The sequence below is a fragment of the Enterobacter hormaechei subsp. hoffmannii genome (assembly GCF_001729745.1).
Classification (GTDB): Bacteria; Pseudomonadota; Gammaproteobacteria; order Enterobacterales; family Enterobacteriaceae; genus Enterobacter; species Enterobacter intestinihominis.
Genome location: NZ_CP017186.1, coordinates 3,369,484 through 3,384,822 on the forward strand (window position 1 = coordinate 3,369,484; position 15,339 = coordinate 3,384,822).

15 protein-coding genes and 1 other RNA gene are annotated in these 15,339 nt (G+C 50.0%); 8 read left to right on the top strand and 8 right to left on the bottom strand.

Annotation, left to right across the window (positions count from 1 at the left end):
• The first annotated feature begins 13 nt into the window (after nt 1–13).
• Nucleotides 14–1,300 carry an HlyC/CorC family transporter gene (locus BFV65_RS15780; RefSeq protein ID WP_026094274.1) on the top strand — a complete coding sequence of 429 codons (1,287 nt, stop codon included), beginning with the start codon at nt 14–16 and terminating at the stop codon, nt 1,298–1,300.
• A 52-nt stretch (nt 1,301–1,352) separates the two neighbouring features.
• On the opposite strand, the gene grpE is transcribed toward BFV65_RS15780, so the two are convergent.
• Complete coding sequence (gene grpE, locus BFV65_RS15785) at nt 1,353–1,946, bottom strand: nucleotide exchange factor GrpE (RefSeq protein ID WP_003863126.1); 594 nt, start codon at nt 1,944–1,946, stop codon at nt 1,353–1,355.
• A 122-nt stretch (nt 1,947–2,068) separates the two neighbouring features.
• Here grpE and nadK point away from each other — a divergent pair, with 122 nt between their 5' ends.
• The 3 genes from nadK to bamE all read left to right on the top strand — a co-directional run bounded on the left by nadK (nt 2,069) and on the right by bamE (nt 5,171).
• Complete coding sequence (gene nadK, locus BFV65_RS15795; protein ID WP_022649070.1) at nt 2,069–2,947, top strand: NAD(+) kinase; 879 nt, start codon at nt 2,069–2,071, stop codon at nt 2,945–2,947.
• A gap of 85 nt (nt 2,948–3,032) precedes the next feature.
• Nucleotides 3,033–4,694, top strand: a complete 1,662-nt coding sequence (gene recN, locus BFV65_RS15800) for a DNA repair protein RecN (protein ID WP_069596833.1) — start codon at nt 3,033–3,035, stop codon at nt 4,692–4,694.
• 138 nt (nt 4,695–4,832) lie between these two features.
• Nucleotides 4,833–5,171 carry an outer membrane protein assembly factor BamE gene (gene bamE / locus BFV65_RS15805; protein WP_003863121.1) on the top strand — a complete coding sequence of 113 codons (339 nt, stop codon included), beginning with the start codon at nt 4,833–4,835 and terminating at the stop codon, nt 5,169–5,171.
• A 61-nt stretch (nt 5,172–5,232) separates the two neighbouring features.
• Here the strand turns inward: bamE and BFV65_RS15810 are convergent, their stop codons facing one another.
• Together BFV65_RS15810 and BFV65_RS15815 are read right to left on the bottom strand one after the other, a co-directional pair.
• Entirely contained in the window at nt 5,233–5,520 is a 288-nt protein-coding gene (locus tag BFV65_RS15810; protein WP_003863119.1) for an RnfH family protein, read from the bottom strand.
• Nucleotides 5,510–5,947 (bottom strand): type II toxin-antitoxin system RatA family toxin, encoded by a 438-nt coding sequence (locus tag BFV65_RS15815; RefSeq protein WP_003863117.1) that lies wholly within the window; start codon nt 5,945–5,947, stop codon nt 5,510–5,512. Before BFV65_RS15815 ends, BFV65_RS15810 begins: the two co-directional genes overlap by 11 nt.
• 156 nt (nt 5,948–6,103) lie before the next feature.
• Here BFV65_RS15815 and smpB point away from each other — a divergent pair, with 156 nt between their 5' ends.
• From smpB to BFV65_RS15835, 4 genes are all read left to right on the top strand, one after another.
• Nucleotides 6,104–6,586 carry an SsrA-binding protein SmpB gene (gene smpB, locus BFV65_RS15820; protein ID WP_003863115.1) on the top strand — a complete coding sequence of 161 codons (483 nt, stop codon included), beginning with the start codon at nt 6,104–6,106 and terminating at the stop codon, nt 6,584–6,586.
• Between the two features lie 89 nt (nt 6,587–6,675).
• Nucleotides 6,676–7,039, top strand: a transfer-messenger RNA (tmRNA) gene (ssrA, locus tag BFV65_RS15825).
• A gap of 289 nt (nt 7,040–7,328) precedes the next feature.
• Nucleotides 7,329–8,534, top strand: a complete 1,206-nt coding sequence (locus BFV65_RS15830) for a DUF4236 domain-containing protein (RefSeq protein WP_045347940.1) — start codon at nt 7,329–7,331, stop codon at nt 8,532–8,534.
• A gap of 262 nt (nt 8,535–8,796) precedes the next feature.
• Entirely contained in the window at nt 8,797–9,468 is a 672-nt protein-coding gene (locus BFV65_RS15835; RefSeq protein ID WP_069596834.1) for an SOS response-associated peptidase, read from the top strand.
• Between the two features lie 1,069 nt (nt 9,469–10,537).
• On the opposite strand, the gene BFV65_RS15840 is transcribed toward BFV65_RS15835, so the two are convergent.
• The 5 genes from BFV65_RS15840 to BFV65_RS15855 form a co-directional block, all read right to left on the bottom strand.
• Nucleotides 10,538–11,806 carry a Y-family DNA polymerase gene (locus tag BFV65_RS15840; RefSeq protein ID WP_069596835.1) on the bottom strand — a complete coding sequence of 423 codons (1,269 nt, stop codon included), beginning with the start codon at nt 11,804–11,806 and terminating at the stop codon, nt 10,538–10,540.
• Nucleotides 11,807–11,808: 2 nt separating this feature from the next.
• Nucleotides 11,809–12,228, bottom strand: coding sequence for a translesion error-prone DNA polymerase V autoproteolytic subunit (locus BFV65_RS15845; RefSeq protein WP_069597112.1), 420 nt, complete (start codon nt 12,226–12,228; stop codon nt 11,809–11,811).
• Between the two features lie 334 nt (nt 12,229–12,562).
• Nucleotides 12,563–12,706 (bottom strand): hypothetical protein, encoded by a 144-nt coding sequence (locus BFV65_RS23210; RefSeq protein WP_157886693.1) that lies wholly within the window; start codon nt 12,704–12,706, stop codon nt 12,563–12,565.
• A gap of 100 nt (nt 12,707–12,806) precedes the next feature.
• Nucleotides 12,807–13,334 carry a tail fiber assembly protein gene (locus tag BFV65_RS22960; protein WP_157886694.1) on the bottom strand — a complete coding sequence of 176 codons (528 nt, stop codon included), beginning with the start codon at nt 13,332–13,334 and terminating at the stop codon, nt 12,807–12,809.
• Nucleotides 13,335–13,336: 2 nt separating this feature from the next.
• The gene (locus tag BFV65_RS15855; protein ID WP_069596836.1) at nt 13,337–15,337 is read right to left on the bottom strand and encodes a phage tail-collar fiber domain-containing protein; all 2,001 of its coding nucleotides are present in this window, start codon (nt 15,335–15,337) and stop codon (nt 13,337–13,339) included.
• Nucleotides 15,338–15,339: the final 2 nt, after the last annotated feature.

Genomic DNA, 15,339 nt, shown 5'->3' on the forward strand with positions numbered 1-15,339 from the left:
AAAGGAGTTCCCCCTGGAACACATCTCTACCACCACGCTGATCGTCATTCTGGTCATCATGGTGGTCATCTCCGCTTATTTCTCTGGCTCTGAAACCGGCATGATGACGCTGAACCGCTACCGGTTACGTCATCGCGCCAAGCAGGGTAACCGTGCCGCGCGTCGTGTCGAAAAGCTTCTGCGTAAGCCGGACCGTCTGATTAGCCTGGTGCTTATCGGTAACAACCTGGTCAATATTCTCGCCTCTGCACTGGGCACCATCGTCGGGATGCGTCTGTACGGCAATGCAGGCGTGGCGATTGCCACAGGTGTGCTCACGTTTGTGGTACTGGTGTTTGCGGAAGTGCTACCCAAAACCATCGCGGCGCTTTACCCGGAAAAAGTCGCCTACCCGAGCAGCTTCCTGTTAGCACCGCTGCTTATTCTGATGATGCCGCTGGTCTGGCTGCTGAATATGGTGACACGGGTGCTGATGCGCATGGTTGGTATAAAGGCAGACGTCACCATCAGTAGCGCGCTCAGCAAAGACGAACTGCGTACCATCGTGAACGAATCCCGCTCGCAGATCTCCCGTCGCAATCAGGACATGCTCCTGTCGGTGCTGGATCTGGAAAAGGTCAGCGTTGACGACATCATGGTGCCGCGCAATGAAATCGTCGGGATTGATATTAACGACGACTGGAAGGCCATTGTCCGCCAGCTGACGCACTCCCCGCACGGGCGTATCGTCCTCTATCGCGATTCTCTCGACGATGCCATCAGCATGCTGCGTGTGCGCGAGGCCTATCGTCTGATGACTGAGAAAAACGAGTTCACCAAAGAGGTGATGCTGCGCGCCGCCGACGAAATTTACTACGTGCCGGAAGGCACCCCATTGAGCACGCAGCTGGTGAAGTTCCAGCGAAACAAGAAGAAAGTCGGTCTGGTGGTGGATGAATACGGCGACATACAGGGGCTGGTGACGGTCGAAGATATTCTGGAAGAGATTGTCGGGGACTTTACCACGTCAATGTCGCCTTCCCTTGCAGAAGAAGTCACCCCGCAAAACGACGGGTCAGTGCTTATCGACGGCAGCGCCAACATTCGTGAAATCAATAAAGCGTTTAACTGGCATTTGCCGGAAGACGAAGCGCGGACGATGAACGGAATGATCCTGGAAGCGCTGGAAGAGATCCCGGCGGCAGGCACGCGCGTGCGCATTGAGCAGTATGATATTGATATTCTGGACGTTCAGGACAACATGATTAAGCAGGTGAAGGTCCTGCCCGTTAAACCTTTACGCGAAAGTATCGCCGAGTAATGTTGTAGGCCGGGTAAGGCGAAGCCGCCACCCGGCACTACGGGTCGGCAAATTACGCTTTCGCTTTCGCCACGGTCACCATCGCAGCGCGAATAGTACGACCGTTCAGGGTATACCCTTTCTGCATCACGCCCAGCACGTTACCCGCGGCAACGTCTTCGGATTCCACCATCGCAATGGCCTGGTGAACGTTTGGATCCAGTGGTACATCCGTATCGGCAATCACTTCAACACCGAACTTACGCACCACATCCAGCATGGATTTCAGCGTCAGCTCGATGCCTTCAATCATCGCCGCATTATCCGGATTAGCTTTATCCGCCACTTCCAGCGCGCGATCCAGGCTGTCGATCACCGGAAGCAGTTCGTTGACGAATTTCTCCAGCGCAAATTTGTGCGCCTTTTCAACGTCCAGCTCGGTACGACGGCGCAGGTTTTCCATTTCCGCTTTGATACGCAGTACGCCATCGCGTTCGCGATTCTGCGCTTCTACCAACTGAGCTTCCAGATTGGCAATTTTTTCATCGCGCGGGTCCACCTGCTCAGCAGACGTGTCTGGCTCTACTGCCTCAACTTCATCGTGCTGTTCCGTGATAATTTCTTCAGGGGCTTGCCCCTCAGGCGTTTTCTGTTCTTTACTACTCATGAATTTCTCCGCGTTTTTCTGCATTCATCTCGCTAACTTCGCTTATTATGGGGATCAGTTTCCTGGATTCAAGGGAACAAGGCAGATTGTCATCATTCATCAGGCACAAGGACCTCCAGAAAATGAATAATCATTTCAGGTGTATTGGGATCGTCGGCCATCCGCGTCACCCTACCGCATTGACGACACATGAAATGTTGTATCGCTGGTTGTGTGGTAAAGGCTATGAAGTGATGGTCGAGCAGCAGATCGCCCAGGAGTTGCAGCTTAAAAGCGTCAGAACCGGCACGCTGGCGGAAATTGGCCAGCAGGCGGATCTCGCCGTGGTGGTCGGCGGCGACGGCAATATGCTGGGCGCGGCGCGAACGCTGGCTCGCTATGATATTAAGGTTATTGGTATTAACCGTGGCAATCTTGGTTTCCTGACCGACCTCGACCCGGACAATGCGCAACAGCAGCTGGCGGACGTGCTGGAAGGTCACTATATCAGTGAAAAACGGTTTTTACTTGAAGCCCAGGTATGCCAGCAGGATTGCCAGAAGCGCATCAGCACCGCTATTAACGAGGTGGTTCTCCACCCTGGTAAAGTGGCGCACATGATCGAGTTCGAAGTCTATATCGACGAAATCTTCGCTTTCTCGCAGCGCTCTGACGGGCTGATTATTTCAACCCCGACGGGGTCAACTGCCTACTCGCTTTCAGCCGGAGGCCCAATCCTGACGCCCTCGCTGGATGCGATCACCCTGGTGCCGATGTTCCCGCATACGCTCTCGGCGCGTCCGCTGGTGATAAACGGCGACAGCACCATCCGCCTGCGTTTTTCACATCGCCGCAGCGACCTGGAGATCAGCTGCGACAGCCAGATTGCGCTTCCCATTCAGGAAGGAGAAGATGTCCTCATTCGCCGTTGCGATTATCACCTGAACCTTATCCATCCAAAAGATTACAGTTATTTCAATACATTAAGCTCAAAACTCGGCTGGTCAAAAAAATTGTTCTGATTTTACATCCAGCGCTTTACTGTATATAAAACCAGTTTATACTGTATACAAACACAGTTATGGTTTTTCATACAGGAAAACAATTATGCTGGCACAACTGACCATCAGCAACTTTGCCATTGTTCGTGAGCTTGAGATCGACTTCCATAGCGGAATGACGGCGATTACCGGTGAAACCGGTGCAGGTAAATCCATTGCCATTGATGCCCTCGGCTTGTGCCTCGGGGGTCGTGCAGAGGGTGATATGGTGCGCACAGGTGCGGCCCGTGCCGATCTCTGCGCCCGCTTCTCGTTAAAAGACACGCCTGCCGCCCTGCGCTGGCTGGAAGCGAACCAGCTGGAAGATGGACGTGAGTGTTTACTTCGTCGCGTTATCAGCAGTGACGGCCGCTCCCGCGGTTTTATCAATGGTACAGCGGTTCCCCTTTCCCAGCTTCGCGAGCTGGGCCAGCTGCTCATCCAGATCCATGGTCAGCACGCGCACCAGCAGCTAATCAAACCCGAACAGCAGAAAGCCCTGCTCGATGGCTACGCGGGTGAGTACGCGCTTACTCAACTCATGGCGGAGCACTATCGTCAGTGGCATCAAAGCTGCCGCGAACTTGCGCAGCATCAACAGCAAAGCCAGGAGCGTACCGCGCGCGCCGAGCTGCTGGAATATCAGTTGAAAGAGCTGAACGAATTTAACCCTCAGGCGGGTGAATTTGAGCAAATCGACGAGGAGTACAAGCGTCTGGCCAACAGCGGTCAGCTGCTTTCCATCAGCCAGAATGCCCTGAACATGCTGGCGGATGGCGAAGACGTGAATTTGCAGAGCCATCTGTATACCGTGCGTCAGCTTGTGACCGAACTGACCGGCATGGACAATAAGCTTTCTGGCGTACTGGAAATGCTGGAAGAAGCCGCGATTCAGATTTCAGAAGCCGGGGATGAGCTGCGCCACTACTGTGAACGTCTGGATCTCGACCCGAACCGTCTGTTCGAGCTTGAGCAACGCATCTCCCGTCAGATTTCACTGGCGCGTAAGCATCACGTTACCCCGGAAGAGCTGCCGAATTACTATCAGTCTCTGCTGGAGGAACAGCAGCAGCTGGAGGATCAGGCCGATTCCCTCGAAACCTTGTCTCTGGCGGTTAATCTGCATCATCAGCAGGCGCTGGAAACGGCGAAACGGCTGCACGACGTGCGACAGCACTATGCTCTGGAGCTTAGCCAGCATATTACCGACAGCATGCATACGCTGGCGATGCCGCATGGGGTGTTCACTATTGATGTTCGCTTTGAAGAGCATCACCTGACGGCGGAAGGCGCAGACCGCGTAGAATTCCGCGTCACCACCAACCCGGGCCAGCCTTTACAGGCGATTTCGAAAGTGGCTTCTGGCGGTGAACTGTCGCGTATCGCCCTGGCCATTCAGGTGATTACCGCCCGTAAAATGGAAACCCCGGCGTTGATTTTCGATGAAGTGGATGTGGGTATCAGCGGCCCGACCGCGGCCGTTGTCGGCAAACTGCTGCGTCAGTTGGGTGAATCGACGCAGGTTATGTGTGTGACTCACCTGCCGCAGGTCGCCGGCTGTGGTCATCACCACTTTATCGTTAGCAAGGAAACCGATGGCGAAATGACGGAAACGCACATGAAACCGCTGGATAAACGCTCACGCTTGCAGGAGCTGGCACGCCTGCTGGGGGGCAGTGAAGTCACCCGTAATACGCTCGCGAATGCGAAAGAACTGCTGGCGGCATAAACTTTTTCGGGATCTCAGGGTCATACAGAACAACAAAAACGCCGCCAGACCAGTTTCAAAGTGGGGCAAGGTCTATTATCATCGGCATATTACATATGAGCCGCGTACTGCTCGGGCCCGAAAAGGAATCAAATCACTATGCGCTGTAAAACGCTGACCGCTGCCGCAGCGGTTCTTCTGATGTTGACCGCAGGCTGTTCCACTCTGGAGAAAGTGGTTTACCGTCCTGACATCAACCAGGGGAACTACCTTACTCCTAACGATGTGTCCAAAATCCGCGTAGGTATGACACAACAGCAGGTCGCTTATGCCCTGGGAACCCCGATGATGTCCGATCCGTTCGGCACAAATACGTGGTTCTATGTATTCCGCCAGCAGCCTGGTCATGAAGATGTGACCCAGCAAACCCTGACGCTGACCTTCAGCAGTGCCGGCGTGCTGACCAACATCGACAACAAGCCTGCCCTGACCAAATAATCAGGCGCCAGCAACGCAAAAAGGTGCTCAATGAGCACCTTTTTTGTGTATGTTTATTTGGCTACTTACCGGATTTCTCTGCTCGCTGACGGCGCAACTCTTTCGGGTCGGCAATCAGCGGACGATAGATTTCAACCCTGTCGCCCTCTTTCAGCACATCACCGAGCTTAACCGGACGGCTATAAATGCCGACTTTATTCTTCGCCAGGTCAATATCACGGCGAAGTTCAAGGATGCCGGAGGCCCGGATAGCCGCCTCAACGGTGGCGCCCTCTTCAAGCGTCACGCGCTGCAAATACTGCTTCTCCGGCAGCGCATACACCACCTCAACAGCAATCTTATGCGACACTGTAAACCTCTTTGGCGCGCGTGGTGAACGCCTGAACCATATTCGAGGCCAGCTCTTTAAAAATTCGGCCAAACGCCAGTTCGATCAGCTTATTGGTAAATTCAAAATCCAGATGAAACTCAATGCGGCAGGCGTCAGCGCTCAGTGGCGTAAACTTCCACCCTCCCATCAGTTTTTTAAACGGACCATCCACCAGATGCATCAAAATACTCTGATTGCTCGTCAGGGTATTGCGCGTGGTGAACGTTTTGCTGATCCCCGCTTTGGAGACATCCACGGCCGCAGTCATCTGAGTCGGGCCGGATTCCAGCACCCGGCTACCGGTGCATCCTGGAATAAATTCCGGATAGGACTGAACGTCGTTCACTAACTGATACATTTGTTCCGCGCTGTAGGGAACAAGCGCAGTACGGCTAATCTGAGGCATAGCATTTTCCATGGTCACACAACAGACAAATAATAACATTTATCACCTGTTAAAAAAACGCTAAGCCTTATCTCGTGCTAAGATAGCGCGTTAGACCTCACAGGACGCAATGAGGTGACTTTTTAAAATCAGATTACCGACGGCTTTACGACACTTATGACGAAGAAAAAAGCACATAAACCTGGTTCGGCGACCATTGCGCTCAACAAGCGTGCTCGCCACGAGTATTTCATCGAAGAAGAATTCGAGGCTGGCCTTGCGTTGCAGGGCTGGGAAGTAAAATCGCTGCGTGCCGGGAAAGCCAATATCGGCGACAGCTACGTGATCCTGAAAGACGGTGAGGCCTTCCTGTTCGGCGCGAACTTTACGCCGCTGACCGTCGCCTCTTCACATTACGTTTGCGATCCTACCCGCACCCGTAAGCTGCTGCTGAACAAGCGCGAGCTGGAATCCCTCTACGGACGCATCAACCGCGAAGGCTTCACCGTAGTTGCGCTCTCTTTGTACTGGAAAAACGCCTGGTGCAAAGTGAAAATCGGCGTGGCAAAAGGTAAGAAACAGCACGACAAGCGTACTGACCTGAAAGCACGCGAGTGGCAGCTCGACAAAGCACGTATCATGAAAAACGCAGGACGTTGATTCTGCGCGCTTATTGTACTATTCAATAAGTTAGCGTTTCGGGCTGGTATCGAGGAAGTGAAATCTGGTATACTGAGTTCAACACTATTGGGGCTGATTCTGGATTCGACGGGATTTGCGAAACCCAAGGTGCATGCCGAGGGGCGGTTTGCCTCGTTAAAAGCCGCAAAAAAATAGTCGCAAACGACGAAAACTACGCTTTAGCAGCTTAATAACCTGCTAAGAGCCCTCTCTCCCTAGCTTCCGCTCTTAAGACGGGGATCAAAGAGAGGTCAAACCCAAAAGAGATCGCGTGGAAACCCTGCCTGGGGTTGAAGCGTTAAAACCAATCAGGCTAGTTCGTTAGTGGCGTGTTTGTCCGCAGCTGGCGTGCGAATGTAAAGACAAACTAAGCATGTAGTACCGAGGATGTAGAAATTTCGGACGCGGGTTCAACTCCCGCCAGCTCCACCAATCATGATTGGACAGTGATAGGACATCACTAGCAATAACAGGAAGTTAGCAGTCTCGGCAGGACACCGACCAGACGGTGAGGAGACAAAAAAGGATACGCAAAGGAGCCGCGGCTCCCGAGTGACAAAAAAGCCCGCTTATGCGGGCTTTTTTGTTTTACTTCACCGACAAGCAAACCTCTGTATCATGCCGGTATGAAGATGAGCTAAGGAAGGGCTTTTGTATCAGCTCAATGTTCATATAAAAACATTTCGAACTTTGGTGCACAACACTACATAGGGATAACTTTATGTCTCTTCGTTTCAGACAAACCTTTACTTTGTTTCCTGGCGTTAGGCTCAACATTGGTAAGCGTGGAGTAAGTGCAAGCATCGGTGTACCCGGTGCAACTGTCAATGTTGGGAAAAAAGGGCTCAGAGCGACCGTAGGACTACCGGGTACAGGCTTATCTTATACTACACCTACCGTGCCCTATGATTATGGGCACTCAGTTACTAATCCATTAAATCCGTCCTCCACAGAACCTCATTTTGGAGTGCCGGAGACATCCCCAAGTAACACACCATCGAACGCTAAAATATATATGCCCATGGCTGGCATGAATGAAATTTCCAGCGCTTCGGTAGAAGTCCTGACAAGTTCCTCCCTTTTACCTTTACGAGATTTGATTGCTAAAGCACGAGAACAAAGGGCAGAGATAAAAGCGGATCTACAAGAGGCTCTTGCTGAAGAATCAAAACAAAAGAACGAGCTGGTTCGTCGCAAATCAAGTCTTTTCCGTTGGTTTTACAAACGGCGCATCGCAGAACTTGAGACAGAGCTCCCCCTAACGCAAGCTGAGATATCTCGCCTAGTATCCTGGGAAGACAACACAAAAGTAGCCATAACATTCGAGAGCAGTGATACTTCGCAACGCGCATATGCAGCAATGGTCCGTGCATTCGATATGTTAAAATCAAGTGTTAAAAAATGGGATATTACTGCAGATAAAGCTACAGACCAGTTCGTCGAAAGAACATTGGCAACCCGGTCTGTTAATCGTCACCCAGTTACCTTTGATTTCTGTTCAACAGATCTCATTCAATTTACAGGGCGTGCGATGCGGTTTGAAAATGTGAATGGCGACGATATTTTGCTTTATCCAGGAGTTGCAGTCATACCACGAGCTGATGGGGCGTTCGCTCTGATTGATTTACGCGAGTTACAAATCAGTTCAGAATATCGAAGATTCCATGAGGAAGAAGGTGTTCCCAGTGATTCACGCATAGATGGGTATACATGGGCGAAAACGAATAAGAATGGCTCGCCAGACCGCCGATTTAAAGACAACTACCAAATCCCTATTTGCGTTTATGGCAATATTACCTTCCATTCTCAAACAGGGGTGACTGAAGAATATATGGTATCAAATGCAGATGCAGCGCAAGCCTTTACTGATGCAGTAAAGCAGTATCAGACCTCACTCACAGAATCCGAAGCGTTGGGAATGGCCTAACTTATAGCTGACATGGGGTGTCGGGGGTCGGAGGTTCAAATCCTCTCGTGCCGACCAAAAACACATTTAAAACCAGCCTCTTACGGCTGGTTTTTTTATATCTATTTTCTGTACGGGGAATCACTGGGGAAAAATCGGGGAAAAATACCGTCAAAAAATCAGGCACAACAAGCTAATTGCCACCGATCCGTTTGTAAGACTTACCAGCACGCTACTTTTTCTCACTGCCCTATACTTTCAGTCTGACTGACTGGAGGTTTATATGTGTGGACGTTTTGCACAAGCCCAAACCCGTGAAGAATATCTGGCATACTTGGCCGATGAAGCCGACCGTGACATTGCGTATGATCCGGAGCCTATAGGTCGGTACAACGTCTCGCCAGGTACCAAGGTTCTGCTGCTGAGCGAACGCGAAGAGCAGCTGCATCTTGATCCTGTTTTCTGGGGTTACGCGCCAGGGTGGTGGGATAAGCCTCCGCTGATTAACGCACGCGTCGAGACGGCGGCCACCAGCCGAATGTTTAAACCTCTCTGGCAGAATGGCCGGGCGATCTGTTTTGCCGATGGATGGTTCGAATGGAAGAAGGAAGGCGACAAGAAACAACCCTACTTCATTCACCGGGCCGACGGCCAGCCGATATTCATGGCAGCAGTCGGCAGCACGCCATTCGAGCGCGGCGATGAAGCGGAAGGTTTTGTTATAGTGACATCTGCAGCTGACAAAGGCCTAGTAGACATTCACGACCGCCGGCCTCTGGTTTTGTCACCGGAAGCGGCCCGTGAGTGGATGCGGCAGGATATTGGAGGGAAAGAAGCTGAAGAGATAGCTGCCGACGGCGCAGTGCCAGCCGACAAGTTTGTCTGGCACGCCGTGACGCGTGCCGTGGGTAATGTGAAGAATCAGGGGGCTGAATTAATCGAAGCCATATATTAAAATCGGTTTTGTTAATGCATCTTCTATAAGGTATTTAAGCTGCCCTGTTTGCTTAAATATAACACTGAAATAAACAAAAGGATTCTGAACCTTTTCTTTTTAAATAACACTTAACTATAATTTTAGGAAAATAATAAACCTTCACCGCCACTGAAGTTCAAACACACATGAACCCCAGACAATAATTAATCCATACAAAACACGACTAATAAAAAAATTCAATATTAAAACACATTTATAAACAATGACCAACAGATTAATAACAAATTAAATCCTTTTGCATTCACATTTAACAAAGAACGATAAAAAATCTCTATAAATTCGTTAAAAACAACAAGTGAAGTTATTGTTTTTCAATTGCTCTTGTAATTTACCTAACGACATAATTGAACACTATTCATTTGAAAGTTAAGGCAATATGCACAAGAATGATACGGTGCAGTTAAAGCAATAACAAAGCAACACTAATTTGGGGGAAGATGTCCCCCTTTTTTTTCAATTATTGAATGAAATCACTACCAAGATGAATAACCCATAAAATTCATAATGAATCACTGGGTAGAAGTGGATCAATAAAAATGTGGCGCCGGGTGCCTCCCGGTGTTTCCCTTACAGTCCCAAGAAACGCGAGCATACTGCAAAATATTGACTGTTCGCCCCTCCGCTTAGGGGGATTCGCCACGGTAAAAAAGTAATGCATCATTTTTGATATGTCAAAATTAAAGCCATATAAATTATATATTCACGCATGGAATATGCACTTAGATAAATCGAAAACAAATAAATGCTTTACGAATTTCGTTGCAGATAAAAAACCCGTCTCGTAGAGACGGGCCTCTGAAATCCAGAAAAAGATTGTGTACCATAGCATAGCTTCATAAGAAGCTAATTAACTATAGACTACTCACAATAACGATTGTGTCAGAAATAATATTTTTTTAAAGATAATGATTTGCATTTCCAGAAAAACCACCCAACCAATTGATTTTTAATCATTTATTGTAATAGCAATACCTTGCCACCTAAAATTCCATCTATCATCTGAGCAAATCAAACCAGAAGCAGTTAATTACCTGACAACTAACAAATCTGAAAACCGGGTTGTATACCGCGGCGACAGCATTTCGCGTTTCATCTGCCACGGCTGCTGTATTCCCTGCCCGGCAAAGTAGAGTGTTCCTTTTCCGTCCTTTGCATTCAGGTGATCAAGCACCTCCATTAAACGGTCGCTGCCGGCGCGCGGTGCATTCTCGTCAAAGAGGTTCAGTTGGGCAACGCCCCGGCTGAAGAAATCCCCGAGCATAATGCCGGCTTTCTGGTACCGGTGCCCATCCTGCCAGATTTTGTCTAGGCATTTTACCGCTGCGTTAATGATGTCTCGGGAATCCTGTGTAGGGGTGAGAAGCGTCATTGACGCACTATTACCGTAATAAGGCTCATTAAGCGCAAAAGGGGATGTCTTCACGAATGCAGAAATAAAGCGGCAATATTGATGCTCTCCGCGAAGCTTTTCAGCACCTCTTGCCGCATAACTGCATATAGCCTGGCGTATCTGCTCATAGGCGGTAACGCGTTCACCGAATGACCGGCTACAAACGATTTCCTGTTTTGCGGGGGCAAACTCTTCCAGATCAAGACAGGGTTCGCCGCGCAGCTCCCTGACAGTGCGCTCGAGTACCACATTAAAGTGTTTCCGGATTATCCATGTACTCTGCTCTGAAAGGTCTAAGGCCGTTTTAATACCCATCGCGTTTAGCTTTTTACTGATTCGGCGACCAACACCCCAGACGTCCTCTACAGGTACCACAGAAAGCAGTCTGCGCTGGCGATCAACATTTGAGAGGTCAACTACCCCACCCGTCTGCCGCTGCCATTTCTTTGCGGCGTGGTTGGCCAGCTTAGCGAGTGTTTTTGTCTGCGCAATGCCAACCCCGACAGTCAGATGCGTACGCTTCAGAACTGTCGCGCGGATCTCTTTGCCGAAGTCAGTCAGGTCCCGGCAGTTCCTAACGCCCGTCAGGTCACAAAAAGCTTCATCGATACTGTAAATTTCGACGCGGGGGCTCATTTCCTCAAGCATCGTCATTACCCGGTTCGACATATCAGCATACAGCTCATAGTTGCTGCTGAAGCAGACAACGCCTGCGCGCCGGAAAAGCTCCTTTTGCTTGAAGAACGGCTCCCCCATAGTAATTCCAGCCGCCTTGGCCTCAGCGCTTCGGGCTATCACACAGCCATCGTTATTCGAGAGAACAACAACCGGCCGGCCTCTTAAATCGGGCCTGAACACCGTCTCGCATGATGCGTAGAACGAATTCACATCACAGAGCGCGAACATGTTTAGCTCGCCGATTTGACGATGAAAGTCACGACGCCGAAAACGTCCAGCGTGTCTTCGCAGCCAACAACAATAGGACTGTAGGCGCTGTTCATAGGATTGAGTTGCACGGTCGGGCGCAGTTGCAGGCGTTTAACAGTAAACTCCCCTTCCACCGCGGCGATGACTATGTCACCGTGCTCAGCAGTTCTGGAGCTGTCCACCACCAGCAGATCGCCGTCGCTGATCCCGGCTTCGATCATAGAATCACCCGCGGCTTTAACGAAATACGTTGAACTCGGGTGAGCGACAAGTAACTCATTGAGATCGATGCGCTGCTCAACGTAATCAGCCGCGGGGCTTGGGAAACCACACTGCACTATGTCACTGAAAAGCGGGAGAACAATAATTTCTCTCAGTTCTGTAGGTCTGAAGAATTCCATTACGCATACCTCTAATACTGTTTTTATATACAGTAGTTTCATTTGGGTTTGCGCGCAAGACACCACGGTTCCAGCGACTGAACGAAGCTTCACCGTTTCGTTTGTAAGTTTCTATCTCACTTCAAATTTCGGCTTTTGTAAATTTTCCTGGCATGCCCCTAACTGCACATAATTAAATCAATCTCAAGCACTAAATTTTATCTAAAGCGCTTAAAAAGCCAGTAGCCAGGTTTTCTATCCACAACTTAAACCCTGAACGTCCAATATCAGGGTCTGGTTTTAACACACAAATTTTTAAACACATATAAAACGCCCGCGTAATGCGGGCTAATTATTATTCTGATTCGAGCCCTAACTTTTCGGCCAGTCGATGTAGGGCGCAAACACTGATAACTCCTTCTACGCTGGCGGCAAATTCTTGCCAGTGCTCACCTATAAAACCTGTTATAAGCTCTGCCTCTTGCTGCGTAAGTTCCATAAATATCTCCTTAAAAAGCCAAGGAGATTGTTAATGCAATACCCACACACTTCAAATAGATATCACAGATCAATTCACCACGATTGATCGTTAGCAGCGATCAATCTAATACGTTACCTGCAACGGGAACGACTGGCCATTCAATATCAGGTGCGTTTGCTGTTGATACACGGCTCAGTCTGATTCGGTATGTTTTCCATACGCGCAACTGCTCAACCTCTTTCTCTGACGCCATCCCTAAGTCAACGGAGTCCTGAAGGATTGAAATTGTGAGACCCGCATCCTCAATGAGCTGTTTTCGGGTTTGTTCGGCAAGCGTTGTCGCGTCAGGGCGGATGTCGTAAAAAACACCATCCACATATTTGTAATTCCCTAACACATCTACCGGCACACTCAGGGGGTCGACCTCATAGACATTGCGGCCTTCTTCCATCCCCATATACGAAACATCCTGCTCGTAAGCAACGACAATCCCGTCATCATCCAGAGAAACAGCACCTTTCCAGCTGGTTAAGGTTTCGTACCAGTCCCGGCCATGCTCATCATGAAAATAAAGTCCGGTACGCATTATCCCGCTTACTTCAATGTGTTCGTATTTATAAATAACTGGATTAATAAACGTATCCATATTTAATCCCCGATATTGACCCATGCATTAGTTTGTTTATTCAGGTACTGCATTTGACGGAAATAAACGCCGAGCTTTCGGCCATCACTTCTGTTTTCCATCGTGATTCCCGTTACAACGCATCCTGCAGGTGATTCCCAGTTACCAAACCACGCATCAGTCGGGTTTCTGAGCTGTTGACCACCACGGCGAATACCATTTACCACCCCATAACGCGCATCCGACTCTGCTTTTGTATACGCCTGACCTGCCGGGGTGTAATTCCCTTTCGGCTGGAAACGCCCGTCACTCTCCGCTTTGGTATATGCATCGCCTTTTCTGGCTAGTTCGACAACGGCATTACTGGCCTTATGGCGCATGTATGGCCTTGCTGCATCATTGCTCGCAAAGCCCGCATAGCTGGCGCTATCTGCAATGATGAAACGAGCATCAAAGTTGCTGTAGTTTGTCGGTATTATCTGACCAGTGAATGAAAATGTTGTGGTGTTCCAGTACCCCATAACTTTTGAATTCGCCCACAGGTCGACCTGACCATCCTTAGAGCTACGCAGCCCGGAGTCGTTATCACCAATATTTAAAGCGGCAGAGCCAACCGCGCCAACCTGTAGAGGACCGTTAACTATTGCGGATTTCCCCTGGGTAGGGTTCAGGTTAACCGTGCCGTCAGAGTTTAAAATAATGCTGTTGTTTGCCCCTTTGTAATTAAGAAGCGTGACGTTAGCATTCGTTGTTGAACCTGCGCCCACATACCAGTGGTTAGTATTAGAAGAGTCATAACAAATGATATAGCTGGCATAACCCGCCGTTTTCGGCTGTAACCTGATAGCCTCGCCATCAACATTCATGATGAGCCTACCCGTCATAGTGTCGCTGCTTTTGTTCACCGCACCAATATCAGCCGGGGATGGTTTATTGGCCGCGTCATACTGCTTAACCCATCCAGACCACGTCCCGCTGTAGAGCGTACGAATGTACGAGCGGGAGCTGTTATAAACCCGGTAAATCTGCGTGATACCTGCATGCTTATAAACTTCCAGCGAACCGGCGTTAGCCTCTGGATAGTTCCTCCCTGTTTGCGCCTGCGCGTTTGCTGGCTGGTAATACAGCCCCGGCGTGGTGTAGGCATTTAAATCCTCAGCATTACCAATCCCCACAGCTTGTCCGTTAAAGATATCCTGCGCGGTAATGTTGATATCCGTACTCAGCCCCCGGCCATTGACCTTACGCCCTGACGGCACACGACCGTTTGCATTGTCATTAGCGGCCTTAACGGCTTTCGGCGTGGCAGCCAGTGCCTCAGACGTGCTGTCGGTTGCGCTACTGAGCTGGACAATACCTTTTTGCGCCGTAGTTGCGTCCTGGGCCGTGTACTTCCCTTTGGCAAGGTCGTATGCAGCCTTAACTGCTTTCGGTGTGGCCGCCAGCGCCTCCGACGAACTATCACTGGCGCTACTTAGCTGAACAAGACCTTTACGCACGGTCGTGGCATCCAGAACGCCAATGGCTTCACGCGAACTTTTTTGGGCTACCTCGCCTTTTGCCGCTATTTCAGCAAGATTTTTGTCGATACGCAGAAACAGGCCATCGCCGGTTGCCACTTTAAGCTCGATGTTTGCCTTCTCCGATACCGCAAGACGGTATTGCAGGCTCACGCTGACACCGTTTTCCGGTTTCTCAATGGCTGCACAGTTCGCAACGGAATAGAGCTCACCTGCATCTGTCAGCAGGCCGACTTCCCTGACAACAAATCCGCCAACATCAACGGGCAATACCAGTTGCGCGATGAACTGGTTCTCCTGGTCTGGCGAAACCTGCAGCGCCGATATCGCATTGCGATAGACTTCACGTACCAGTTTCGTCTGTACCGGATCCGGCTTAACGGCCTGGCCGTTACCATCGCCCACCACAAAATCTTTAATGATGACGGGTTTTCCGGTCGCAGAGGACTGCGCCTCCAGCTCCTTGCCCCGGTTGGTCAGTATGCTGTAATACTTCTCAGCCATGG

Excerpts from the sequence above, each read along its gene's own strand:
- grpE (WP_003863126.1), bottom strand. The coding sequence starts at position 1,946 with ATGAGTAGTAAAGAACAGAAAACGCCTGAGGGGCAAGCCCCTGAAGAA.
- smpB (WP_003863115.1), top strand. The coding sequence starts at position 6,104 with ATGACGAAGAAAAAAGCACATAAACCTGGTTCGGCGACCATTGCGCTC.
- BFV65_RS22960 (WP_157886694.1), bottom strand. The coding sequence starts at position 13,334 with ATGGATACGTTTATTAATCCAGTTATTTATAAATACGAACACATTGAA.
- BFV65_RS15815 (WP_003863117.1), bottom strand. The coding sequence starts at position 5,947 with ATGCCTCAGATTAGCCGTACTGCGCTTGTTCCCTACAGCGCGGAACAA.
- BFV65_RS15835 (WP_069596834.1), top strand. The coding sequence starts at position 8,797 with ATGTGTGGACGTTTTGCACAAGCCCAAACCCGTGAAGAATATCTGGCA.
- recN (WP_069596833.1), top strand. The coding sequence starts at position 3,033 with ATGCTGGCACAACTGACCATCAGCAACTTTGCCATTGTTCGTGAGCTT.
- BFV65_RS15855 (WP_069596836.1), bottom strand. The coding sequence starts at position 15,337 with ATGGCTGAGAAGTATTACAGCATACTGACCAACCGGGGCAAGGAGCTG.
- BFV65_RS23210 (WP_157886693.1), bottom strand. The coding sequence starts at position 12,706 with ATGGAACTTACGCAGCAAGAGGCAGAGCTTATAACAGGTTTTATAGGT.
- BFV65_RS15840 (WP_069596835.1), bottom strand. The coding sequence starts at position 11,806 with ATGTTCGCGCTCTGTGATGTGAATTCGTTCTACGCATCATGCGAGACG.
- BFV65_RS15845 (WP_069597112.1), bottom strand. The coding sequence starts at position 12,228 with ATGGAATTCTTCAGACCTACAGAACTGAGAGAAATTATTGTTCTCCCG.
- bamE (WP_003863121.1), top strand. The coding sequence starts at position 4,833 with ATGCGCTGTAAAACGCTGACCGCTGCCGCAGCGGTTCTTCTGATGTTG.
- BFV65_RS15830 (WP_045347940.1), top strand. The coding sequence starts at position 7,329 with ATGTCTCTTCGTTTCAGACAAACCTTTACTTTGTTTCCTGGCGTTAGG.
- nadK (WP_022649070.1), top strand. The coding sequence starts at position 2,069 with ATGAATAATCATTTCAGGTGTATTGGGATCGTCGGCCATCCGCGTCAC.